Raw genomic sequence first — 23,017 nt, 5'->3', positions numbered from 1 at the left:
TTTTCCTCGCAGGAATTAGCTCCGCAGTTTGCTCCATATTGGCGCTACCGTCTTCGCTCCATCGACAATGATCCGTAAACAAAATAGGGCTAAAGCATATTTTTTTGTACCCATTTTAAGTTGATTTACCCGTTGAAACAATTCGTCGTGTTCAATATAATTAAAGTAACGAAATGCTTCGAGCACCTTCTGCTTTTCGAGATCTGCCTTTTTATCATCAGCAGATACGCCGTCTCTGCGAAAATCTGCTATGACCATTTCCAAACGTCGAAAGGTTCTTTTATTGATGATCAACTCATAAAACATCTGCTCATAATCCGCTACTAAACGATAGGCTTCATTGTAAGGCCTTGCCTTCAGGATATGTGTCTTTGTAAATACAGACTGGTGGCAAATGGAAAAACGTTGCATAAAAAAAAGCGGGTTAACTTGCAGTGGCCCCTTCCACAGCGACTTTGTTTGATCCGCTTCAACGACATAGGCAGATCCGTAAACGAAGTCGGCATTGAGCAAGGGCTTGGCACGATCCAGAACAGAAGAGTCAACAAAAACATCACCCGCATTCAAAAACAAACAGTAATCTCCGGTGGCAACGGCAATGGCTTTATTCATCGCGTGGTAAATACCGTTATCGCGCTCGCTAACCCAATAATCTATATGCGCCGCATAACTTTCAATCAGTCCCTTACTGCCATCTAAACTCCCCCCATCAATGACGATGTATTCCTTATCTGAATACGACTGATCAATTACAGATCGAATCGTCTGCTCTAGGTAATCCCTATTGTTGAGCGTCACGGTAATGATAGTAATTTTCATATTATAATGTTTGTTGATGAACAATACGTGCTGGAATTCCCACGACCGTAACATTGGGTTCCAATATAGATTTTGTGACGATAGCGCCAGCGCCTATTTTCACGCCGTTAGCTATCGTTATTCCTCCCAATACCTGTGCACCTTGCCCTATATCTACATTATCTCCAATGACAGGCGAATCATCCGGATAAACGCCCTTACTTCCTAAACAACAATTGCCATGTAGGGTACAGTTTTTTCCAATGCGAGTTTTTGGGTTGATCAGTATAGAACCGTAGTGGTAAACCTTTAGTCCCGGGCCAAAACAACCTGCAGGAATAAAGAAACCAAGCTTACGTCCCAAAATATTTTTCTGCCGCCCATAGTAATATTTCAAAAATTTGTTGGGTTTGTAGAACGTGTAAAACTCTTCCTTTCGCAATGCTTTAACAAAACAACGCAACCAATATTGTTCCGACTTAAGCAACCAATCCATGATATACCCCTTCGAAAAAAACGGTAAATAATCCATTCGATCATTACACAGATAGGTTTTCAAATCCATAGCGCCAGAAATTTAAACGACAATAGCATATATTTTATATCTTTTTTAATGTGTAACGAATGATGGGCTTTTCGACCCGATTATAAAAAAGGCATCCCCCGATCACAGCTCCAATAACAAGTAAAAAATCAAGGGCATTAAGAAATACATCAAAATCCACATTAAAATATGTAGAGCTGCTTATCAATTTAGGCTTAAAAAATGCAAAATAATAGTGTGTCAAATAGATACTGTAGGACGCGTCGCCGATATAAATTATCTTGCTTATTATTCTGTTTCCAGCAAAGCCTTTTTGGGTCAAGGTAAAAAAGCTTACGACAATAAAGGCGGGAAGTCCATAAGCAACAAACCGCGGAAACTTACATTCCGAATATAAATATGCAGCCAATATACTTACTGCTAGTAATACTATAAACGCCGAAAAAATATCTAGATTAACCGCCCTGTGCCATAACTCATAAAGGCGAAAGCAAACTATTCCCAGCACAAAATTAAGCATAAGTGTATCGCCTAAAATGTAAGACAGGTTCACCCAGCCCCCCTGCGATGATTGCAAATTAAACAACTGATACATACCTACAATCGCTAGAACGGCCAAGCCTACTATTAGTAAAAGTTTTTCTTTGCATATCGTAAATAACATTGTCAGTGCAAAAATGTAATAGAAAATCATTTCATAAACCAATGTCCAACCTGGACCTAACACTAATCTATATGGCCAATCAGCATTGATAGAAGGTAACAAAAAAATGTTACCTATGTAAAAGAACGGACTTTTAACGCCTTCTGCCTTGACGTCAAATAGTAAGAGCGGAATCGCACAAATAATATAGATCGGGAAAATCCTCACCACTCTCTTCGACAAAAAATGAAAAGCATTTATCGACCGATTTTCTAAATTCAATTTAACTGTAAGAGACATGATAAATCCGCTGAGAACGAAAAATAAATCTACACCAAAGCCACCCAATTCGACTAAGGCATTATTCAACCAACCGTCATTCCATATATGGCAAATAACCACGAGAATAGCAGCGTAAGCTCTGATTATTTGTAAAGAATTGATTTTGCCCTTCATGCTAATCTATCCGTAAAGGGAAACGGACAGTATCCGGTTCACTCCTCCTAAATTTGATTGAAAAAAATCATCAGTAGAAGCCAATTCAATGTATACTCGTTCGAATAGAGAAAATATGTTGTTTACTCCATAAATGGGTATATCGGTGTACAAACTCATGTTTATATCATTTAATTATCTTCAAATAAATCGTAGCAAAGGTCATCTTCAGCAAATTTTTTGTTCCGAGAAGCCCGCGTAGCTTCTTGTCTTTAAACAGGGCAAACAATACTTTAAACGATTTGCTTAAAGCAATAGTATTCACAACCTCACCTTGTATAGAATTTCTTAAATTGTATTCTGTTACTTTTGCATAATAAGCCGCAATAATATTGTCTGATTTCAAAAACGGAAGTATTTCACGATTAAAGTATGCTAGGAACTGGACTCTTGTCTTTGCTTTTTTTAAAACGTTACTCCGCTGAGAACTGATATTGATTCCTGAAAAGCGCCACGTAAAAAGAATTTCATCGACATAAGCTACCCCCGCGTTTAGGGCGAGCTTACACCATGTTGCATCATCTGATCCCCAAGCCAACGGAAAATTGATAAAACCATCGATTTTTCGGAGGTCCGCAAGCCTAAACATAAAATCCGGTGCGACCTGCCGCCTTCGCTTAATTATATTTTGGAAAATAAATTCTTCAGCTTGTTCAAATGGCAAGCAGGGCTCGGAAACTTCGATAACTTCATTCTTTTCATTTACAACTTTATAACGACAATGCACTAAACTCACCAACGGATATTGCTGGGCTTTTGTAAGTAGTTTTTCGGCGAAAGTAGATTCATAATAATCGTCATCAGATGCTAAAACCACCCATTCGCCTGTTGCATATGTCAAACAACGGTTCCAATTTCCTACCAAATCTTTTCTGCCAATGTTCACCTCATTTTCATAGAATTTTATCCGCTCATCCGAAAATTCACCAACTATTCCCGAAATATTGTCCGGTGACTGGTCATTGACGATTATAAGTTCGAAGTCCGTAAATGTTTGGTTTAGGATACTACTAATAGCTTCCTTCAGATAATGGGCTTTGAATACTGGCAGAACAAATGATAACTTAGTCATAGCTGTTTTTGACTTCCTATTATATTTTAAGCTTGCAAATAGCGAATTGTTTCCAGTAGTCAAATTTACAAACCTGATAAAATGTATAATTGAGAATACTACGCTCTAAGCAAAAGCTATCTATTCGATTAAGACACTAAAATATGCGCTCTTCACTTATTAGCGAAATATCTTTTAAAAATTGTAGACTTTCTTCGTATTAAACTTAAAAGGCTGATTTAATAAACCTCTTAAACAAAGTAAATATGTAGACAGGCTTTATCCTTAAAACGATCATTATAAATGAATTGCGTTCATTAGCATTTAAATCTGTCAAGCCTATTCGTTCACATACAGTCACTGCTTGATCGATCAGTTTTCTTCTTATCAGCTTACTATCCGTATAATTTATCAGTTTTTCCAACATCAATAGCCAGTGATAAGATTGTTTAAACAAACTTTTCTTACCCCAAACAGATCCATTCCACATTCTGTAAACCGCCATATAATCGGGAATAAACCCAAACTTACCTTTTTCACCATTTAAGAACCATAGGACATAATCCCCGACCACAACCGAAAGCAGTTCAGATGAAAAATTTATATTGTTTCGAAACATAACCGTCGGGCTATGCATAAAGTTGCCATTAGTTGATAACTCTTCTAATGTTCGCTTACCTTCAACATCATGGTTTCCAAGATTTTCGGGCACCAAGACTTTATCATCTTCGTCATAAATCATTGCCCGATGATAAACTAGATTACAATCGTTATTACTTTTCAAAAAATCAACTTGTTTCTGAAGCTTAAAGGGATCTGTCCAATAATCGTCACCCTCACAAATGGCGATATAACTTCCTTCACACATGTCTAACAACATATTCTGATTTTTGACAGCGCCGACATTTTTCTCATGAAGAAGAAGATTAAATTTACCAGGATATAACGATTGATAACGCTGTAATATAACACGAGATTCATCTAACGAACAATCCTCTCCAACACATATCTCATAATCAAAATCACAATCCTGTATGAGCAGCCCATCTAAGCACTCTTGAAGATATTTGGCGTGATTATAGACCATTACAAAAATACTTACTGTTGGCTTGTAAAGCGTATCAAGCATTATGGACATAATTGAACCCGTCTCTTTCTTTTCTATCTGTCTAAACCCACAACTTTCATATGCCTTTATCGCCGAAATATTCAAATTATTCACTTCCAAAAACACAGCTGTCAGCTTTAATACTTTAGATGCGAAATAAAGGATTTGATAAGTAGCTCTTTTAGCGACACCTTTGCCCCAAAAAGATTTATCACCAATAAAAATGTGATACTGTGGTTTCTCGGTATTGAGATGAGTCAGTTGAATATTTCCTACATAAATATCATCAGCTAAAATCGCAAACCTTTTACTCGTCGGATCTGATAACGCTTTGAGAATCCACTCTGTTTCTATTTCTTCAGTGATCTCTCGATCTGGTCTACTACCCGTAAACTCCCAAATTTTAGGATCATTCCTCCAAGCGTAGGATGTTTTAGCATCCAACTCTTCCAAGGGTCTAATTAATACTCTGCACATGACTTACAATTGTTTTCATATCGTCAATATTGTAACGCTGGTCAATCGGAATGGCGATAATCTCTTCTGTCAACCAATAAGAATTTTTGTTTTGATCGCACCAATCATAAACGTTTGGCCAATATTTAGCGCAATAAATTCTATCTTGAGCAAGTCTGTCTCGCAAATGTAAATTGCTTGAACGAAAAGGATACACCATTGGTACTTCCCCTTCTAACCTTTCGAAAGACAATCCATTTGATTGGGATAGATTCGCATGCAAAAAATCGAAATTTTCAATTCGGGCTTTTGTTACATTTTGAAGATCAGTGGATAAAAATATATTTTCGGTAATATGAGACATCTGTTTTATAGGCTGATTCGAAAGTGCGCTGTCATTGATCTTAAAGTCTTCATACCCGTCTTCCGCAGAAAGATCAAGACGTTTTATCAAATGAGCCATTCGCTGGTAGCTTATATCTCTTTCAAAATCGGCTGAAAGTTTATCAGGACCAACCACTATCCCGCCATCTGGTAATCCTAAGAATTTTCGCGGCGAATAGAACTGATAAATTTCTTCTATTGGGTTGGCAAATAAAGCCTGTGCATTATCCACAATAAGATTGGGAATTTTACTTAATAAGGCTTTCTGAATGTACGCAGTCTTAAGTCCGAAATAATTTGTATACAAAAAAAAATCAGACTGACTAAGTTGATTAAAATTAAAAATTGGCTCTAATCTATCATTTACATCATAGAATTCGTAAGCTATATTCAGTTTCAAGAGTGGCTCTAACAACACATCACAGGTGTAATAAGGAATATGAATTCTCCTTACTTGCTTCAATATGAGGATATACTCGAAAGCGTTACGCCCCGAGTTTAAAAACGTTGTAAATAGATTTTTAGAGTTGTTGAAAAATCCATTATTATAGATAGGTAACTCTATCCCGAAATATCCGCCAATTGCCTTTTTCATATCAACTCATAATTATCCAACATCAGGTTAATTTCGTCCTTCGAATTAAACATCATGACATCAATGATAGAAAGCCCTGGCTCAAAAGTTGCGCGCTTCTGAGAATACGGCGTGATCATCATTTTTTGGAAGAGCAGATTGATATCATTGTCTTCGTACTTTTTCCGGTCAAAAAAATCCATGCCCCCGATCGGATTTATATAACTGATGTCAGTTCCTAATTTCTTACAAATGTTCAGCGCCCACTCGTCAGGAGCGTGTGCCTCGTCAATTTGTAAATTCATTTGTGAAAATACCTCAATTGTTGCCGCAATTTCAAGGTACTGACAAATCGCGATCAATAATTCTCTATTCAAATCAACAATCGAATCGAAACTTTTATCAAATACGTTCCGAAGTAGTTCGACCACTGTAGCGTAAAAAGGAGCCCTCTTCTTATACGTTATCAACTGAGCAAATATTTTGTCTTTCCAATTGATTTCATTATTGATTCGGACATCTTTAATTAGGGTTTCTCTAGAGAACTTCTCCAATGGAACCTGAATATATAACCAGCCATCATTTTGTTTAAGCACTCTATTTCTTTCAATCCATCCGTGTCTTATAAACTGCACAACATCAAATAATATAAATCGCTCTGTGTGTTTAATCAAACTTATATAGCCGATGTAGGGCAGAAAATACGGTTGCATTATCCCGACTTTCATATCTTAATTATTTTGCATTCTTAAAATCACACGACAAATCATATCCACTTCTTCAAAAGTAAGCTCGAAAAATAGCGGAAGACATAGCACGCGCTTTGCAATATCCTCCGTCATGGGCATCTCCACTGGGTCAAGATAGGGCAACGCCTTTGCAAGGCTTGGATAAAAATACCGTCTGGTAAAAATTTCATGTCCATCTAACTCTTTCTTAATCTTCAACAAGAGTTCTTCAGATTCTAACACGTAGGGTAAATAGGCGCCATTGTTTGCAGACTTACCATGCCACTTGGGCCGAAAAGCCTTGAAGTTTTTCAATTTGGACTCGTAGCGTTTTATAAGCGACACCCTTTTATCCATGATGCTGGTAACGAGTTCCAAGTTCGCTAGCCCCATCGCTGCATGAAACTCCGAATTTTTCCCGTTAATACCCAGGTCTGAGAAGCTTTCAAAACCGGATATACCAAAATTACGCATCGATGCCAACCTCTTCAACAAATCAGGGTTTTTCGTGACAATTAAACCTCCTTCAATGGAATGGTAAAGCTTTGTGGCGTGTAGGGAGCAAATGCTAATATCACCATATTCAAAGACGGACTTGCCATCAACTTGCACCCCAAATGCGTGCGCACCATCGTAAATAACCTTTAAATCATGCTTTTTTGCGATCTGCTCTATCGCCTCAACATCACAGGGATTGCCATACACATGTGTAGCAAGGATAGCGGACGTGTTTTCCGTTATGGCGGCTTCAATTTTTTTAGGGTCTATATTCAACGTATATGGATCGATATCTACAAATATAGGTTCACAACCTTCCCAAACAATACTGGAAGTCGTTGCAACAAAGGAGAACGGCGTTGTTATAATTTCGCCTTTAACAGCCAAAGCTTTTAAAGCCATTTGCAAAGCAACTGTTCCACTCGTTACATAGAGCAAATGGTCTACATGTAGATACGCTTTCAAATCCATTTCTAGCTGACTGGCCAAAGGCCCCATATTAGTCAACCACTGGCGGTGCCAAATGCCATCTACAAACTTATCATATACTTCCCGCGGAGGAAGAAAAGGTTTTGTTACAGGTATCATCTCTTAAAAATTAATTCTTTCAAAATTCCTATTTCCTTACCCTTTGTCAAGAGAACAATGCCGAGGTAGAAAAAAGTATACAACAACAATAAAATACAAAGCCTAATAAGATCGATGGAGTTGCCAATATAAAATCTGTCAATGAGGTATACCGCCAATGCACAAAAAGAGGCTATGAGTAGACTGGGCACCAAGTCTCTTACTTGTGAAAAAACAGTGTATTTTATAAACTTACCTGTGTAATAGGTATTGATAAAAAGCGCTAGAATAGAAGTAATTACTTGCCCCCAGAGCAGGCCTAAGATACCGAAAGGTAAAGAAGCTAGCACAACAAGTACAACCAAAATTTTCTTAAAAATTTCCAACTTTAGAAACAAATCAGAGCGCCCTTTTACTTGCAACACATTCAAGTTGTAGGCATGTATTGGATACAAAACCCCTGCAATAGCTAAAATCTGAAAATACGGAACGGCTGGCAGCCATTTATCAGTCAGTAAAAATCGAATAAGTGGTTCTGCAGATACTACCATAAAGGCAATGATCGGCGCTATAACAAAAATAACGATCGATAGAATCTTTCGATATGCCTCTTTTAAGAGGATATCGTCGTGGCTCATCTTTGCAAAGAGCGGAAAAGAAACTTTATTCAACGCATTTGAGATGTTATTGACCGGCAATTGCTTCAGAGAATCGGCACGGTTGTAATACCCAAGTTCAGCCGTAGAATACTTCTTGCCAATGAGAATGGTGTAAATATTATTAAACGTAACATCCAAAAGCGAAGACAGCATCAATCGAGATCCAAAAGTGAAGTGATATTTAAATTTAGCTTTATCAAACAGAAATGAAGGTCGCCAAGTACTATACAACCAATATTGCAGGGTGTATAACATGTTTTGGATAAGCGAAGCGTAGACCAATGACCAGGCTCCAAACCCGAAATAAGCAAATGAGATTCCTGCTATCCCCCCCACTAGAATCGAAGGAAGTTGTATCTTAAAGTTTGTTTTAAAATCTAAATTTTTGACAAATTGGACGCCTTGAACGGCTACTAGGGAATCAATAATTAGGATAATAGCATAAACTCTGATCAAGGGAGTCAATAATGGTAACGTATAAAATTCTGAAACTAAGGGAGCTACAAAAAAAACGACACCGTATAATATCGTACCAGCCAGCAGATTAAACCAAAACACAGTTGAATAATCCCGTTCATCAGCATCGGTAGTACGTATAAGACTACCTACTAAGCCGCTATCCAAAAACACTTTTGCTATAGCCATAACCACACCGAATAACGCAATCGTTCCAAAATCAGATGGCAACAAAAGACGTGCTAGCGCGAGACTTGTCAAAAAGCCAACAATCTGCGAGCCGAATTGCTCTGCAAACGTCCAAACTACACCTGTAAAAGCCTGCTGTTTAAGCGACATACTAAGGGATAAACTTGTTTAGGGAAGCGTCCTTACTTTCCAAATTCTGATTTTAATGTTCTGCGCAAGCCTTCTTCCATGGTAAATGGCGGCTTAAAGCCGGAGCCCATTGCCTTACTGGAATCAAACTGTGTGACGGCACAAAACTTTTTCACGCGAACCGAGCTGATGGGCAATTTTTTTCGTGTTGCCCAAGCAAGCACATCAAAGCCATATCCGCCTAACATGCCTAACCAGTAAGGAATGCGGCGGGTCGGGATTTTTTTGTTCAGCACGTTGCCGGTATGGTAAACCAGATCATTCGTTGTGAAGTCGGGCTTATCCACATAATTATAAACTTCTAAACCGGTCTTTTTGTTTGCAATAAGAAACTGGATGAAAGCGACGATGTTGCCTACGTAAGCCATCGATTTCCGGTTAGTACCTGAACCGATCATCATAAACTTTCCGGATGCGATTTGGTTTAATAGGTTCCACACATTTCCGCGGTTCCCTTCCCCAAATATCACTGTGGGCCGCACAATGGAAATGGTCCAGTCACTATGGCTTTTAAACCATGCCTGTAAAACCTCTTCCGCTTGCCACTTGCTTTTTCCGTAATGATTGAAAGGATCGGCAGGCAATAGCTCGTCGGGATTATCCTTATCAAGACCATAGACTGCTACCGAGCTCGTGAAAATAATATGTTTGCAGGCATTAACCTCCATGGCCTCTAGCACATGGCGCGTGCCTTCCACATTGACATCATAATATAAGGACGTTGGCGAAACATCATCGCGATGCTCTGCGGCAAGTAAGACCACTACATCTGTACCCTGCAAGCCAGTCTTCAAACCAGCAACATCACTTACATCTCCAATATGCGTCAGGGATGCATAGCTGTCGCTCTGTTTTTTATCAATATTTACAATATCGACACTGTTTTCTAAAAGTAGTTTTTCAATCAGGCGGGTTCCCACAAATCCGGATCCGCCAATAATAGTAACTTTCATAAGAAGCTGGATAATTTAAGGATTAACGTACATTCTCCAACTGGAGATTTTTCAACGATACATCCTGTAAATTTAGCTTTTTATTTTCAGTATTTTCCAATTTGTTTTGGGCTTTCATCAACTCTTGGATACGTCTCGTAGCCCGTATATTTTCAACTTTGTTCAGCATAACGTGAAAGCCCAACCAAAGCACAAGATCCCAAACCAAAACAATATTGTTGCTGATGTAATTCACCATGATACTGTTGAAGATCGCGAAGAATGCAGCAAATGCAAGAATGCTCATCATTGCATTGCGGTGCGACAGGCCGAGATCCAGCAATTTATGGTGGATATGGTTTCTATCAGGCTTAAACAACGGCTGTTTCGCTTGCTTGCGCACCCACATTACGCGTAAGACATCCATCACCGGAACAATCAACACCGAAAATGCAGCCACAATTGCCCCTTCATAAAAGGGCTTTACTGCCGGGTTGTTCATTGCAAAGCTTATGGCTAAGAAAGCGATAGATAGCCCTAATGTAAGGCTTCCCGTGTCGCCCATAAAGATCCGGCGCCGATGCTTAGATATTCCAAATACATTGAAATAGAAAAATGGAGCTAGCACACCCGCTGTAATAAAAGCAAACATTGCATGCAGATAAGCCCCTTGCACGGCAAACATCACACCCAACACCATAGAGCCTACAGCGATCAGTCCGGAACATAAGCCATCCAATCCATCAATCAAATTCACCGCATTAATAATCAATATGACAACCAGCATCGTCAAAGGCATTCCTACGTAAGCAGGGATAGCCGTTATAAAAAACACGCCGTAAAGATCATTTATCCATAAACCCGATAACGGAAACAAAGCCGCGACAAACAGCTGAACGGCAAATTTCCACTTATAGCTGACTCCTACTAGATCATCGCCAATCCCCACTAAGAAGAGCATTACCAAACCGCAGATCAACAAAAGGAACATCGGCAACACTTCCTGAGTGTTCACACTTAAGTCCACAAAATTATACTTGTAAAACACCACAACAGCAAACGTCATCAAGAAACATTGTATAGGAGCGAATATAACACCGCCCAAGCGCGGGATGAACTGCCCATGTAGTTTACGCTTGTCGATAGGATCAAAAAGTCTTTTCTTAAAACAAATCAAAAAAACATAGGGGAGAATTATCCGACCGAGGTAAAGCGCGAGGAAAAAGGGTGCAAGTATAAATAAAACTTTCATAGTCGTTTTTTTGTTCTTTTTTTTCAACAGTTTGGAAAGAATTCTCCGATTAGTATGTACGGCAAAAGTACAGCGCCGCACCGACGTAGACGAGTCTTTTCTGCTATTTAAAAATTTCTGTAGACCAAGCGCTACAGTAAAACGCAGGCAAACCAAAAACCCCGAAAGCCCTGTAGCATAAGGGCTACAAACTATTTCGGCATACAGCAACCCTTGGGAAAATCCTTTTGCGTTTCACCTAAAATCGCAGCTATAATATTGTATTTTCCCAGCACACAATAGCAGCCGAAATTTAAAAAAAGGCAGAGGCATGACCACGCATATGGAGTGGGCCTAATAAATCAAAAAGGGTTATATCAGCTACATGATACAACCCTAATTGACAGGTTAATTATGGACTTATTTCTTTACACAGCGAATACTTCCACCAGCGTTATAGTACTGACCGCTGTATGGCCAAGTGACATCGCCTGTGTTAAATTGAAAACGCTCGTTATTTGCACTGGATGGCGTAACCGTCCAATATGTCCCCATTGACCCTTGCCCCCGGTTGCGTTCGCCTGCATAAGGGAGAAACATATAGCGATCGATATCAGCTGGCGCGGGCTGCGTAGTTGTACCCACAAACAATCCGCCAACACCGTTATAGCTGGCTCGTGGTTGCCCACTCAGGTCATAACGCACGTGAAAGATCGGTTTTTCGTTACGGTTCGCACCCGTTATGCTCTGCAATTGTTGCATCGTGGGTGTACGCCAGTTTCCACCATGGGAAGTAACTTTTGTACAGGGGTCTTTTGCCGGATCGTAAGCTTGCTGCCCTTCGCTGCCTGCACCCCGATCAATGGGCAATAGCGCGTTAACTTGCCATTGATCGCCATATAAACCTTGATTTTCTGCGAAGCCATAATTACCATTGTTGTACACCAAATTTCCCGGTGCCCAGGTGTAGCTTCCCACGCTGATTCCATTTTTAGGGCTAAGTGTAAGATTGAGGTTGTATTTTACACCAGGCGTTATATCCAAATTATTAACGACCAGATTTTCTCTTGTTGTACCACCTGCCCTAATCTTCGCAATCGTTAAAACCCCATTGGTAGTCGCCGGGTGGTTAAGCACCGCCGCGCTGCTCACAATTTTTTGTGTATTAAAACCACTAAAGACCAAATTGTTCACAGTTGTTGAACCGGTGTAGGTAATGGTAGAATCCGTCAGTCTAATATTTACAGCACCGTAGTGAGGTGAAATAAATGCCGAACATTCATCGATAACACCCACGGCGCTAGCGTCAATAGTTGTGGTGATTTGACTAAATAGATTACGCATCACCAAATTCACATTATTTTCCCCACCTTTTACCGTCACCGCACGCTTGAAATACATTAAATTAGCACTGCCATTAAGATTAGCCAGGTTCACGTCTGCAAGTTTCTGCTGGTTGTTTAACGACGGCAGATCACTTTTACTATTAACAGAATAGGCTAAAAAAGTATAGGTCTTCCCTCCATCCAATAGAAAAACATTTGTAGCTGGCTCGCCTACTTTATAGACTTGGTCGGTTACATAGCTTCCCAATTGATCGTAAACAGCAACCCTGTACAACGTTCCTTTTGGCAATACCGTTTTTGTGCTGGTTGCAGCTGCAGCATTCCCATTTGCATAAATCTTGCGCTCCACCCGCACGGCGCCCTGCGTTTGTAAGGTCGCAATTAATTCAAAGTCATCATTAAATGGCACCGTTACTTGCTGCCCAGCGTAGCTTCCGGAAGAGGCAGCACTCATCTTTACGGAAGTTTCTACTTCGTTTACACCTTCCAAGAAAATGGAGACACGTGCTTCACCATCCACCGAAATGGACTCCTCTTTTGAACAAGACAAAATAAATAAGCTTGCAAAAACTATCGCAACACTGTATTTCAGTTTTATTAAAAATCTCATGTCTGCGTTATTAGAAGTCAATTTTGCGGTTATCGTCCAGCTCTACATCCCACGTTTCAAAAACATCTTGATTAGCACCTTGTGTACGCACCGTAGCAGATCCTGCCGCGATCGAACACTCCAGTTCTAAATAAGTGATAAAGATTTGTGGCGTCGTGTAAGGACGTTTAGCGGTAGATTTTTGAATTCTTGTGTTTTCCATTTTCGTAAGGTATTTCCCATATGCAACCCAACGCGAAGGGCATAAAAATCCAGGCTCACCCCTTTTGTTGAGAATATTTTAATAATATAAACTATAAAGCTAAATTAGACCTGAATATTAATTTGAATTTAGTCAGACTGTGCTAGAGCGCGGCATAAATCCAAAAGGCTTTTCATATGCTATCTATTATTTTTCATTGTGATACAAAGGTAGTTGTTTAACCAAACAAATGAAAATAAGCCTGTAGCCGCACAACTACAAATGCGTTTAAATAGGTATATAGGGGATATTTGATTGACAAATGTCAACAATTCACAGGGGAAATATCTAATCAAAATGAGGCTTATAATTTTCAAAAAGTATTGAAAACATTGCATACAACACAACCACGCGCGAATTCGACGCTCCGTGTAGATAGATCGCTACAATTTTATTATTGAGTAATTTTTTGTTTTAAAGGAAACTTAAAAAGAGCATTTATTGGTTTAAAAATTGCATCTTTTGAGCCCGCTCCTTCTTTTTTCGGCTTTCTACTATGTTCCAAACCAGCAAAAACCCGATCCATAAAACTACATCACACAAGACGACAATGTTATTGCTGATGTATTGTACCGCAAATAAATTGAACAAACAGAAGAAGAGCGCCAATAGGAGTATGGAAATCATAGCGTTACGATGTGACATGCCCGAACGTAGAAATTTATGGTGCAGATGATTACGATCCGCTTTAAATAAGGGCTGCTTCTCGCGCCAGCGAACAAAAAGTACCCTGCTCACATCAAATACCGGGACAATAAGGGTAGAAAAAGCAGTAACAATAGCCCCCTCCGAGAAAGGCTTAATATCCTTATTATTCATAGCGAAGCTAATGGAAAGAAATGCAATGGCGTAGCCTAAAGTTAAACTTCCTGTATCCCCCATAAAGATGCGCCGACGACGCTTGAAGGCACCAAACACATTGAAATAAAAAAAAGGCACCAGCACCCCCGCGGTAATAAACGCAAAAATTGCATGCAACCAAGCATCGTAGTAGGTAAATAAAACGCCAAGAAATAGACAGCCTACCATAATAAGCCCCGAGCAAAGACCATCGATCCCATCAATCAAATTGACAGCATTAATGATGAGCACCACAGCAAAAATAGTCAAAGGCACCCCAACCCACATAGGCAAGTAGGTAATAAGGAAGATACCATACAAGTCATTAATCCATAAACCCGACAGCGGAAATAGCGTGGCTACAAATATCTGTATAATAAATTTCCATCGATAGCTTACACTTACCAGATCATCCGCCAGACCGACCAGAAACAGCATAACCATCCCGCAGAGAAATAAGGTGAACATGGGAAATATCTCTGCCGTATTAATCCCCAATGCGACGAAATTGACCTTGTAGAGGATAACGACCGATAGTATAAAAAGGCAACTCTGCACAGGTGCAAAAGCAACCCCCCCAAGGCGCGGCGTAATCTGCTGGTGAGATTTTCGCACATCGAGCGGGTCGAATAAACGCTTTTTATAAGACACAAAGAGGATATATGGAATGATAAAGCGACCAAGCGCAATAGCAATAATAAATGGAACGATAACAACGAGTACTTTCATCTAAACTTTATTTGTATCTACATCGAACGATAATCTGCACCTATCTTAAACCAAAATACCCTAACAGCTGCACGACATCCACATCTTTAAGGATAACTTTCTTATCGGCGTCCAACAGGAATATAGTTGGCGTAGCTTTCAAGTCGTACAAGCCTTTTTTAACAACTTTTCCTTGTTCATCAAAACCGTTTATCCACTTGTCAGGGATATGACTTTGATAGGCCTTCCAAATATCTTTACCGCCAAACGGATAGACTGCCAGAAAGGCTAAAGACTTATCTTCGATCGCTTTGTTAATGTATGGTTGCTGTTCCAGCTGTTGAATAGCTTCCTCACAATGCGAACAGCCCGGTTCATAGAAAAACAGCACCGTAAGAGGCGATGAAAGTTTTGATAATTGGCCTCGATCGCCATTGCCCAAAACATAGGAGAAATCTGCCGCAGTTTCTCCCGGCAGGTTTTTTCTGAGCAGAGTCAACCTGTTTGCCGTCCTTACTTTTTCCAGCTCATCCAGTTGCATGGAATCTAGTGTAAATTCTAAAACAGGAATATAGTATACGTCGTTTCGCACAGGAGAGTTCGGATCGTAAAGATATTTTTCATACTGCTTTATAAAAAAATCAAGTGCTGCGGGCACCTGTTGAGCGTCGGAAAGCATAGACTTGATGGAACGAGAAACAACATCTGGACTCGAGGATGGAAACAGATTGATAAAGTTCACCAGGGACTGCTCGCCCTTGTCAGGATTGGTAATATTGACCTCATCATGGAAATCATACCCTCGCCAATAGCGCATGATTACTGTATCAGCTGTAAGGGCAGCTGCTTTTTCTGGAACAGCGACAGCCTGCGGCTCGCTAGCAACGTTCGAAGCGCGCTCTTGTGAGCATGCTGCCATCGCAAACAACAGAAAAAAATACAACAATCGCGGCAAAAAATACACTTTATCCATCCGTAAAGAATTAACAGAAAGCTGTGCTTATTGTTTGTAATAATCTCCATAAAGCCACCTCATTAGAAAAAAACCATGGATAAAGCGGCGTAGAAAACACACATCAACTCACATTCACAAGCAGCTAAAAATACTTAAAAAATCTGATTTTACTACTTTTTTGCACCTTTTTTTGAACGGTATTTCAAATATCATGCAGTTAATAAAATGGCTAAGAAGACAATTTACCAAACATGGCTGACACCTTACGCACAACATCTTGGTCATGAGCCGAATGATCAGGAACTTAGACAAAAAAAGAGGCTGTTTCTATCGAGACAGCCTTCCCCCCCCCGGGTTTCGGCTTATAGCAAGCCGACAATATGAGTAGTCTCCAAAAGATGGATTTTAAAATATAAAAAGATATCCGGCGCTACAGATGTCATTTGCTACCAAAAGAAATATTGCTTTCGGCTACCAGCCGATTTCAATCTACACCCCGAACTATTGCAGCAGCTTGATTAAAATTGATTGGACAACACTATTCAGCACAAAAGTAATGATAGCACGCATACATTTGTAAGTAAACCCTAGTTCTATTGACAAATGTCAACTACTTTTTTTTCTACAATCAAAACGAAAGTAAGAGTTAGCTATCAGCCGCGGTAAAATAAATCAACAATCTTATACGCCGAAACACCTACAACTATGTATTTTTGCAATACAAAAGCGCAGTTAGCAAGACACAACACAGCACAAATGGCCAAAGCGAAATTGACAGTAAATTTTAAGGAAATAACAGATTTCCTAAACCATATTCACCCCATTTCAAACGAAACAACGGCCTATCTCGTCCAACAGTGCAGCTACTTCCATGTTAAAAAAGGAAAATTCCTGAGAAGTCCGATTGATAATACGGAAACATTATACTTTATAGTAAAGGGGCTGGTCCGCGGATTTATTAAAGAGGATGGGGATGATATAACAACTTGGTTAAACGAAGAAAACAATATTGTGGGAAGCGTTCGCAACCTAGGTTTAGATGTTGAAACGGAGGAATACATACAGGCTTTGGAAGACAGCACTCTTATTGGGATTGAACAATCTGCACTTGATGCAATGTACGACAGGTATTATGAAGCGAATATAATAGGGCGGAAAATACTTGAACGCTATTATCGCGATGCAGACGAACGTGCTTTCCTTTGCAGACTCCCCTCTGCTGAAAAACGCTTTCGAAGATTTGTTGCGACACGATCGAGTTTATTAGGACGTGTTAAATTGAAATATATTGCCTCTTATTTAAATATGAAACTAGAAACACTGTGCCGCATAAAAGTAAAGGTGGAATCCTAAAATAGCTATCTAAAATTATCCGCACACCGGCTTAGCGGTTAAAAAGCAACATTGAAAGGTCGGGCCTCAAAATCCTACAGCCGCGAATTAACCAAGTACTGCTGCCCTTTGTGTTCAAGTAAAACCATAGTTCCTCTTTTACCTTCCTCTCCCATTCTCTATGCTTATGACACGTGTAGGTTTATGGATAGCTACACCACTGTCTTCATTACCATACGGCTAAACTATTTTTATACACATAAGCATCATCCGTATAGATTAGAAAAACCAAATAATTCGCTTGTAGCAGATTTTTTTTTAAAAATGTAGAAAAAAAACGCCATCAAACAATCCAATATATACATTTCTCCAAGGCAGAAAATGCCGAAAAAAATTGCATCAGATTTTCAGTACTCGCTTAGCATACGATTTTCAAGCAAAAAACTATTACATAAATCGAAAAATGACTATTAAAACAATCACACGCGACTTATAACTTGTAGAGAAAGATTTACAATGCAAATACAACCAAAATAGAATAAAAATAAACATTTGTAGATAATAATTTACATTTATATTGTTTATCAAACAAAACCAAAACGTTTGAAGGGCTCGAAACACGTAAAAAACAACGCTACATGAAATTAAATTGCAAATTGGCACGTGAGTTGAGCGAAAGTTTTTTTAGAATTAAAAATATGAAGATGTATAAAAAGACTTACATTCCTCCAAACATCACCTGCACCATTGTGTGGTTGGAGTCTTCGATGGCTGCCATGTCAACAGGCGCACGCGTAAATCCTGGGAATGAACAGGAAAATTTCCCGTACGTTGAGGACGTACAATCGGAGCCAGGGATTTCTAACGATTTTGATTTGTAGTAATAGAAAAAGCATCATGATCACCAAAAATTTATCAGCCTGCTTTAGGCTACTGCTGTATATTGGATCGGCCTGCGCCTTATTAAGCTGTTCGAGGGACAGCCAAGACGAAACAAATCAGGACGCTTCGCTTGTTGTGCGGGTAAGCGGATTAGAAGACTATGTAGCGGTCACAACGTCTGTAGAATTACGTCAGGGAAGCAGCAGCAAACAGGCCCCGGCAATGAATACAGCGAGCGGCAGCTTGTTCAACACCACAGAAATGCAGCAAATCGACAACAAAGAGCATGAGATGCATTTCTCAAATGATTTTGACGTTGACTTTGAAATCGTTAAAGCTCACCCCGCGTCCACCGCGCCGAAGGAAACTATGGCAGGCGAAAACGGCACCAAGATGTCAGCCAAACGTTCTTTGATGGCAAGACAGCCCCTTGGCAGCACGGTAAGATACCGTTTGCTGGTTTACCGGGAAAACGAAACGAACCCTGTTGTTAATGTCGAAGCTACCGGATCTACATTCCCTGCTGTAGGTATTGCTACAGGATTTAATTACCGATGGGTAGCCGTTTCAACGAACGAAACCACCTCCGCCCCGAATGTTACAAACAACATTGTGTCGGCTTCCGATATCGCCAATAAAGATTTTCTGTATGCCTCCGGTACGTTTTTCTCGGAGTACGGACAAAACTATTTAAACATTGTTTTTAAGCGTTACACCTCGCAGATCCAACTGACGGTCGATTCCCGCGGTATGTTTGGTAATATCGCTCCTAACTCAAACATTTCTTTTGCTATAAGCTCCGGCGAAACCCTAAGCGAAACAGCAGATTTTAATGTGCAGGATAGCAGTTTTTCCAATTTTCAACCCGTGGCGCTGAGCTCTAATAATATGACCAACACCGATCCGGCATTACGCACAGGCACGATTTACACGGTGCGCCCCAGGCCGGTAGCTGCAGGGAGCTTACAGCTAAGGTTTAACCCCTTACTGCTGACCCTCGACGATGGCAGCACACGGACTTTTGCTGACAACAGCTTAACTTTTGGCTCGGCTTTTTCTCCTGTGCGCGGCAGCAGCTACAGCATTTCGGCAAGGTTGATCGAGTCCGGCATTCGCATAGGCACCTCCCCCCTGCGTTGGGCAAGGTCCAACCTCACCTATGACGCATCCGCAGCAGCAGGCTTTAGGTACCGCTTTAGGCCACATCCGGTAAACTATATATTTAATCCCAATGTGGACTTGTGGAACTTCGGCGCATCAACACCCACAATACCATTCGATGCCATAGACCCCTGTAGACGGGTTTATCCTAACGGTACTTGGAAGCTCCCCTCGGATCAAGACCTCGCAGGCAGCATTAGTAGTGCCGGAAGACCGAACTCTCTGGAAGCCTATACCTTACCAAGCACGGGGGCTCCCGGTATCATTGCCAACTGGAACCGAAGTACAGATCAACCAGCAAGCAGCGCCTATCCGGAGATGGATAACTTGCGCCTACCGTTTTACGGGTACCGAGATACCACCGGAAACTTACTCCAACAACCGGCAATAAACGGAACACAACTAAGTGGTCTAGCTACATATTTTACGGCCCAGTTCTATGACCGAACCGAAACTGATCCAAATACCAACACATCAGTAACTACACGGCATCCAACCTTGCTGGAATTGAGTTATAATGGGGAGAGTTTTGCGGGATCAACAACCAACACGGCAAACTATACGCAACGATTAGTATACGGGCAATTAGAAACCACTTCTGTGTTAAATCAGGGAAGAAATATCCGGTGCGTGCGGGTCGTTAACCCATAAAAAACTTGGCTACCAACTTTTAGACTGCATACTTTTACCACTTCACGAAGAGCCACAGCGCGCCAAGCTGTAGCTCTTCGTTTTTATATACATGTGCATTCCCATCTAGGCCTGTGCTGACCTATGTAATCCAAAAAGTTTCGCCAGCCCCGGTAATTACTTCATTTGCCGTCTTAAAGCAATCACAGCTACGCAATGACAAGAACTGCTTGTCGAAGCAGTCACTATTAATAAGCATTGATTTCTATACATAATACTTGTTAACGCTTCAAAGCGAACAATGAGCCTGCAGGTGCTGATAGGTATATCTAAAGAAACAAACGGAACAACACAGAAACTGCTTTGAATGTATTTCTAAACACGTACACGCTTTTCGACATTTTGGACACGCAAAAAAAAACAATCACCGTGTAGATTAAAGTTTACATTTAAAGAATTAAAAACCGCTTGAACACCAAATTATCAAACTCAATTAAAATAAACACAACTTTAAATGAGAATATATTTCATTTTGGCACACAACTTGTCTTATAGGCGTTTTTAGAATTAAATCGCTAAGACTTACTTAAGAAAAGACACAACGATTCGATTATACGGATCCGATTGATGGGTTAAAATTTCCCAGCATCCCTATGTCGACAAGAACTTGCATCAATTTGGAAAATGACCAGATCTACTTTCCTTATAGAAAGGGTTCTGAATCAGCTTCCGGATTTTCCAATGCTTTAGATTTTAGATAACACAAAAAATGATACACAAAAAATTATTGAACTGCATAAGGTTGGTGCTGTGCCTCGGTACAGCGAGCATGCTATTAAGCTGTTCGAAAGATGGCAACGAAGCGACGAATCAAGACGCGACGCTCGTTGTCAACGTTAGTGGACTGGAAGAATATACCCTAGTCGACGCACCCATTGAGCTGCGTCAGACAAACAAGAGCGCAGCACATGTGTCGCAAAGCAGTGCAAACAGCAATCTATTAGGCCCGGTACAAACGTCCACTGATGAAAGAAATGAACACGAGCTCCATTTCGGAAAAGATTTTGATGTGGATTTTGAAATTGTCAAGTCACATCCTGCAGGAACGGTTGCAACGGAGACTAAACGCAGGGCCGGTGGTGCTAGTATGTCAGCCAACCGCTCATTAGTAGCCAAGCAGCCGCTAGGCAATGGAATCAAATATCGTCTACTTATTTACAGAGAAAACGAAATGCAGCCTATCGTCAATGTGGAGGCCGCCGGATCAACATTTCCTGCCGTGAGCATTGCGTCAGGCTTCAACTATAGGTGGATGGCCATCTCTACTAACGAAAGCACATCTGCCCCAACGGTATCCAATAATATCGTTTCCGCTTCTCAAATTGCCAACAAAGATTTTTTATATGCGTCCGGGACGTTCTTCTCGCAATTCGGGCAAAACTATTTAAATATAGTTTTTAAACGTTATACCTCACAGATCCAGCTGACGGTCGATTCGCGCGGGATGTTCGGAAATATTGCAGCAAACTCAATTCTTTCATTCGTTATGAACGCTGGGGAAACGCTAAGCGAGACGGCAGACTTCAACATACAGGACAGCAGTTTTTCGAATTTCCAGCCGTCGGGACTCAATTCAAACCACATGACCAATACGGATCCTGCGCTGCGCGTCGGTACCATTTATACGGTAAGGCCCCGACCAGTCGCCGCCGGAACCTTACAGCTACGTTTAAACCCGTTGAATTTAACTCTTGATGATGGCTCGACGCGTACCTATGCTGACAACACCCTGAGCTTCGGCTCTGCATTTTCTCCTGTTCGCGGCAGTAGCTACACTGTCACAGCCAGACTAATAGAGTCCGGTGTCCGCACAGGCTCCTCTCGCCTTCGCTGGGCACGATCAAACCTGACTTACCTACCCACCGCCGCCGAGGGATTTAGACTTCGTTTTAGACCTCATCCGGTAAACTATATATTCGATCCCAATGTTGATCTATGGAACTACGGCACGCTTACGCCCTCAGGTCAGCAACAACCGATCCTTCGAGACCCTTGTCTGCGGGTGTACCCAGCTGGGACGTGGAAAATGCCTGCCAGAGAAGATCTTCTTGCGCTCGAAAGTCCGTTCAACTTAGAGCGCTACACGCTACCGGAAACAGGGGAGGTTGGCATAGTTGCAAACTGGCGAAGAAGCCCAGACCAACCAACCAATAGTGCCTACGATGGAATGGACCGGTTGCGCCTACCCTTCTACGGATACCGAACAGCAGAAGGCACGACTCTGCAAAAACCGGCAGCAACGGAAACACAACTCAGCGGTCACGGGCATTATTTTTCACAAAAGTACACCATTCGACTCAATGAAGCGGGCCAGTTAATAGCCATCCCTACTTATAGCAGGATGAGTTATAACACCTCGGCTATAGCAGGCTCAACAAGTAACCTGGGCAGCTATTCTAAAGAAGTTCTAGAGGAAGATGCCACATCATACAACCAAAAAAGAAGTATTCGCTGTGTACGTGTGGTAAACCCTTAACATTAATAGCGAATGACGGCTTTCGCTGTAGTGAAAATAGATGATAGTATATAGAATTGCGTATTGAGTAGTGAGTAGTGCGTAGTGCGAGAAGTTCAGATATTCTTTATTTTATCGCTTCTTCCCATTATTAAACGAAATGTCGCATCAGTTTTGTTGCGTCTGTAGTCATTTGCCTCTGCACTATTCAATAAGGATGCAACAAAAGTAAGCGACGGGGTTTTGAATACTTTTGCCCTACAAAAGTAGTGCCTTGCCGCGGCATGCGGCAGAT

The 23,017-nt window shown here is 40.8% G+C and carries 19 protein-coding genes; 4 read left to right on the top strand and 15 right to left on the bottom strand.

Features of this window, described 5'->3' with window-relative positions; translation table 11 throughout:
* Positions 1-15 precede the first annotated feature (15 nt).
* The 15 genes from DI53_RS09670 to DI53_RS09600 all read right to left on the bottom strand — a co-directional run bounded on the left by DI53_RS09670 (position 16) and on the right by DI53_RS09600 (position 16,220).
* Positions 16-819, bottom strand: coding sequence for a glycosyltransferase family 2 protein (locus tag DI53_RS09670; RefSeq protein ID WP_071790476.1), 804 nt, complete (start codon positions 817-819; stop codon positions 16-18).
* A 1-nt stretch (position 820) separates the two neighbouring features.
* On the bottom strand, positions 821-1,363 hold the full coding sequence (locus DI53_RS09665; RefSeq protein WP_037498312.1) for a serine O-acetyltransferase: 543 nt from the start codon (positions 1,361-1,363) through the stop codon (positions 821-823).
* Positions 1,364-1,397: 34 nt separating this feature from the next.
* On the bottom strand, positions 1,398-2,441 hold the full coding sequence (locus tag DI53_RS09660; protein ID WP_037498309.1) for an acyltransferase family protein: 1,044 nt from the start codon (positions 2,439-2,441) through the stop codon (positions 1,398-1,400).
* A 166-nt stretch (positions 2,442-2,607) separates the two neighbouring features.
* Positions 2,608-3,552 carry a glycosyltransferase family 2 protein gene (locus tag DI53_RS09655; RefSeq protein ID WP_037498305.1) on the bottom strand — a complete coding sequence of 315 codons (945 nt, stop codon included), beginning with the start codon at positions 3,550-3,552 and terminating at the stop codon, positions 2,608-2,610.
* A 205-nt stretch (positions 3,553-3,757) separates the two neighbouring features.
* The gene (locus DI53_RS09650; RefSeq protein ID WP_169741990.1) at positions 3,758-5,092 is read right to left on the bottom strand and encodes a GNAT family N-acetyltransferase; all 1,335 of its coding nucleotides are present in this window, start codon (positions 5,090-5,092) and stop codon (positions 3,758-3,760) included.
* A gap of 4 nt (positions 5,093-5,096) precedes the next feature.
* Entirely contained in the window at positions 5,097-6,074 is a 978-nt protein-coding gene (locus tag DI53_RS09645; RefSeq protein ID WP_037498302.1) for a hypothetical protein, read from the bottom strand.
* Positions 6,071-6,781, bottom strand: a complete 711-nt coding sequence (locus DI53_RS09640; protein ID WP_037498299.1) for a WbqC family protein — start codon at positions 6,779-6,781, stop codon at positions 6,071-6,073. The genes DI53_RS09645 and DI53_RS09640 overlap by 4 nt, the downstream gene beginning before the upstream one ends.
* 3 nt (positions 6,782-6,784) lie before the next feature.
* Positions 6,785-7,867 carry a DegT/DnrJ/EryC1/StrS family aminotransferase gene (locus DI53_RS09635; protein ID WP_037498296.1) on the bottom strand — a complete coding sequence of 361 codons (1,083 nt, stop codon included), beginning with the start codon at positions 7,865-7,867 and terminating at the stop codon, positions 6,785-6,787.
* Positions 7,864-9,300 (bottom strand): lipopolysaccharide biosynthesis protein, encoded by a 1,437-nt coding sequence (locus DI53_RS09630; RefSeq protein ID WP_037498293.1) that lies wholly within the window; start codon positions 9,298-9,300, stop codon positions 7,864-7,866. The genes DI53_RS09635 and DI53_RS09630 overlap by 4 nt, the downstream gene beginning before the upstream one ends.
* A gap of 32 nt (positions 9,301-9,332) precedes the next feature.
* Positions 9,333-10,292: an NAD-dependent epimerase/dehydratase family protein gene (locus DI53_RS09625; RefSeq protein ID WP_037498291.1), complete on the bottom strand. Its 960-nt coding sequence runs from the start codon at positions 10,290-10,292 to the stop codon at positions 9,333-9,335.
* Positions 10,293-10,314: 22 nt separating this feature from the next.
* Entirely contained in the window at positions 10,315-11,523 is a 1,209-nt protein-coding gene (locus DI53_RS09620; RefSeq protein WP_052072322.1) for an MraY family glycosyltransferase, read from the bottom strand.
* 399 nt (positions 11,524-11,922) lie between these two features.
* Positions 11,923-13,458 (bottom strand): fimbrillin family protein, encoded by a 1,536-nt coding sequence (locus tag DI53_RS20325; protein ID WP_052072290.1) that lies wholly within the window; start codon positions 13,456-13,458, stop codon positions 11,923-11,925.
* Positions 13,459-13,468: 10 nt separating this feature from the next.
* On the bottom strand, positions 13,469-13,660 hold the full coding sequence (locus DI53_RS09610; protein ID WP_037498288.1) for a hypothetical protein: 192 nt from the start codon (positions 13,658-13,660) through the stop codon (positions 13,469-13,471).
* Positions 13,661-14,137: 477 nt separating this feature from the next.
* Positions 14,138-15,268, bottom strand: coding sequence for an MraY family glycosyltransferase (locus DI53_RS09605; RefSeq protein ID WP_037498285.1), 1,131 nt, complete (start codon positions 15,266-15,268; stop codon positions 14,138-14,140).
* A 40-nt stretch (positions 15,269-15,308) separates the two neighbouring features.
* Entirely contained in the window at positions 15,309-16,220 is a 912-nt protein-coding gene (locus DI53_RS09600; RefSeq protein ID WP_052072288.1) for a DUF5106 domain-containing protein, read from the bottom strand.
* A gap of 687 nt (positions 16,221-16,907) precedes the next feature.
* Between DI53_RS09600 and DI53_RS09595 the strand changes: the two genes are divergently transcribed.
* From DI53_RS09595 to DI53_RS09580, 4 genes are all read left to right on the top strand, one after another.
* Positions 16,908-17,555: a Crp/Fnr family transcriptional regulator gene (locus DI53_RS09595; protein ID WP_037498282.1), complete on the top strand. Its 648-nt coding sequence runs from the start codon at positions 16,908-16,910 to the stop codon at positions 17,553-17,555.
* A gap of 617 nt (positions 17,556-18,172) precedes the next feature.
* Positions 18,173-18,415 carry a hypothetical protein gene (locus DI53_RS09590; protein WP_037498279.1) on the top strand — a complete coding sequence of 81 codons (243 nt, stop codon included), beginning with the start codon at positions 18,173-18,175 and terminating at the stop codon, positions 18,413-18,415.
* A gap of 16 nt (positions 18,416-18,431) precedes the next feature.
* Positions 18,432-20,228: a fimbrillin family protein gene (locus DI53_RS09585; RefSeq protein WP_037498276.1), complete on the top strand. Its 1,797-nt coding sequence runs from the start codon at positions 18,432-18,434 to the stop codon at positions 20,226-20,228.
* 748 nt (positions 20,229-20,976) lie between these two features.
* Positions 20,977-22,743, top strand: a complete 1,767-nt coding sequence (locus DI53_RS09580; protein ID WP_037498273.1) for a fimbrillin family protein — start codon at positions 20,977-20,979, stop codon at positions 22,741-22,743.
* The last annotated feature ends 274 nt before the right edge of the window (positions 22,744-23,017 follow it).

Source organism: Sphingobacterium deserti (genome assembly GCF_000757725.1).
Taxonomy (GTDB): Bacteria; Bacteroidota; Bacteroidia; order Sphingobacteriales; family Sphingobacteriaceae; genus Sphingobacterium; species Sphingobacterium deserti.
The sequence above is the reverse complement of the archived record's forward strand: the minus strand, read 5'-3'. Positions and strand labels throughout refer to the sequence as shown.

Coding starts and splice junctions, on each gene's coding strand:
- DI53_RS20325 (WP_052072290.1), bottom strand. CDS start 13,458: ATGAGATTTTTAATAAAACTGAAATACAGTGTTGCGATAGTTTTTGCA.
- DI53_RS09635 (WP_037498296.1), bottom strand. CDS start 7,867: ATGATACCTGTAACAAAACCTTTTCTTCCTCCGCGGGAAGTATATGAT.
- DI53_RS09660 (WP_037498309.1), bottom strand. CDS start 2,441: ATGAAGGGCAAAATCAATTCTTTACAAATAATCAGAGCTTACGCTGCT.
- DI53_RS09620 (WP_052072322.1), bottom strand. CDS start 11,523: ATGAAAGTTTTATTTATACTTGCACCCTTTTTCCTCGCGCTTTACCTC.
- DI53_RS09610 (WP_037498288.1), bottom strand. CDS start 13,660: ATGGAAAACACAAGAATTCAAAAATCTACCGCTAAACGTCCTTACACG.
- DI53_RS09640 (WP_037498299.1), bottom strand. CDS start 6,781: ATGAAAGTCGGGATAATGCAACCGTATTTTCTGCCCTACATCGGCTAT.
- DI53_RS09580 (WP_037498273.1), top strand. CDS start 20,977: ATGATACACAAAAAATTATTGAACTGCATAAGGTTGGTGCTGTGCCTC.
- DI53_RS09605 (WP_037498285.1), bottom strand. CDS start 15,268: ATGAAAGTACTCGTTGTTATCGTTCCATTTATTATTGCTATTGCGCTT.
- DI53_RS09595 (WP_037498282.1), top strand. CDS start 16,908: ATGTATTTTTGCAATACAAAAGCGCAGTTAGCAAGACACAACACAGCA.
- DI53_RS09655 (WP_037498305.1), bottom strand. CDS start 3,552: ATGACTAAGTTATCATTTGTTCTGCCAGTATTCAAAGCCCATTATCTG.
- DI53_RS09600 (WP_052072288.1), bottom strand. CDS start 16,220: ATGGATAAAGTGTATTTTTTGCCGCGATTGTTGTATTTTTTTCTGTTG.
- DI53_RS09665 (WP_037498312.1), bottom strand. CDS start 1,363: ATGGATTTGAAAACCTATCTGTGTAATGATCGAATGGATTATTTACCG.
- DI53_RS09670 (WP_071790476.1), bottom strand. CDS start 819: ATGAAAATTACTATCATTACCGTGACGCTCAACAATAGGGATTACCTA.
- DI53_RS09625 (WP_037498291.1), bottom strand. CDS start 10,292: ATGAAAGTTACTATTATTGGCGGATCCGGATTTGTGGGAACCCGCCTG.
- DI53_RS09630 (WP_037498293.1), bottom strand. CDS start 9,300: ATGTCGCTTAAACAGCAGGCTTTTACAGGTGTAGTTTGGACGTTTGCA.
- DI53_RS09645 (WP_037498302.1), bottom strand. CDS start 6,074: ATGAAAAAGGCAATTGGCGGATATTTCGGGATAGAGTTACCTATCTAT.
- DI53_RS09585 (WP_037498276.1), top strand. CDS start 18,432: ATGATCACCAAAAATTTATCAGCCTGCTTTAGGCTACTGCTGTATATT.
- DI53_RS09590 (WP_037498279.1), top strand. CDS start 18,173: ATGAAATTAAATTGCAAATTGGCACGTGAGTTGAGCGAAAGTTTTTTT.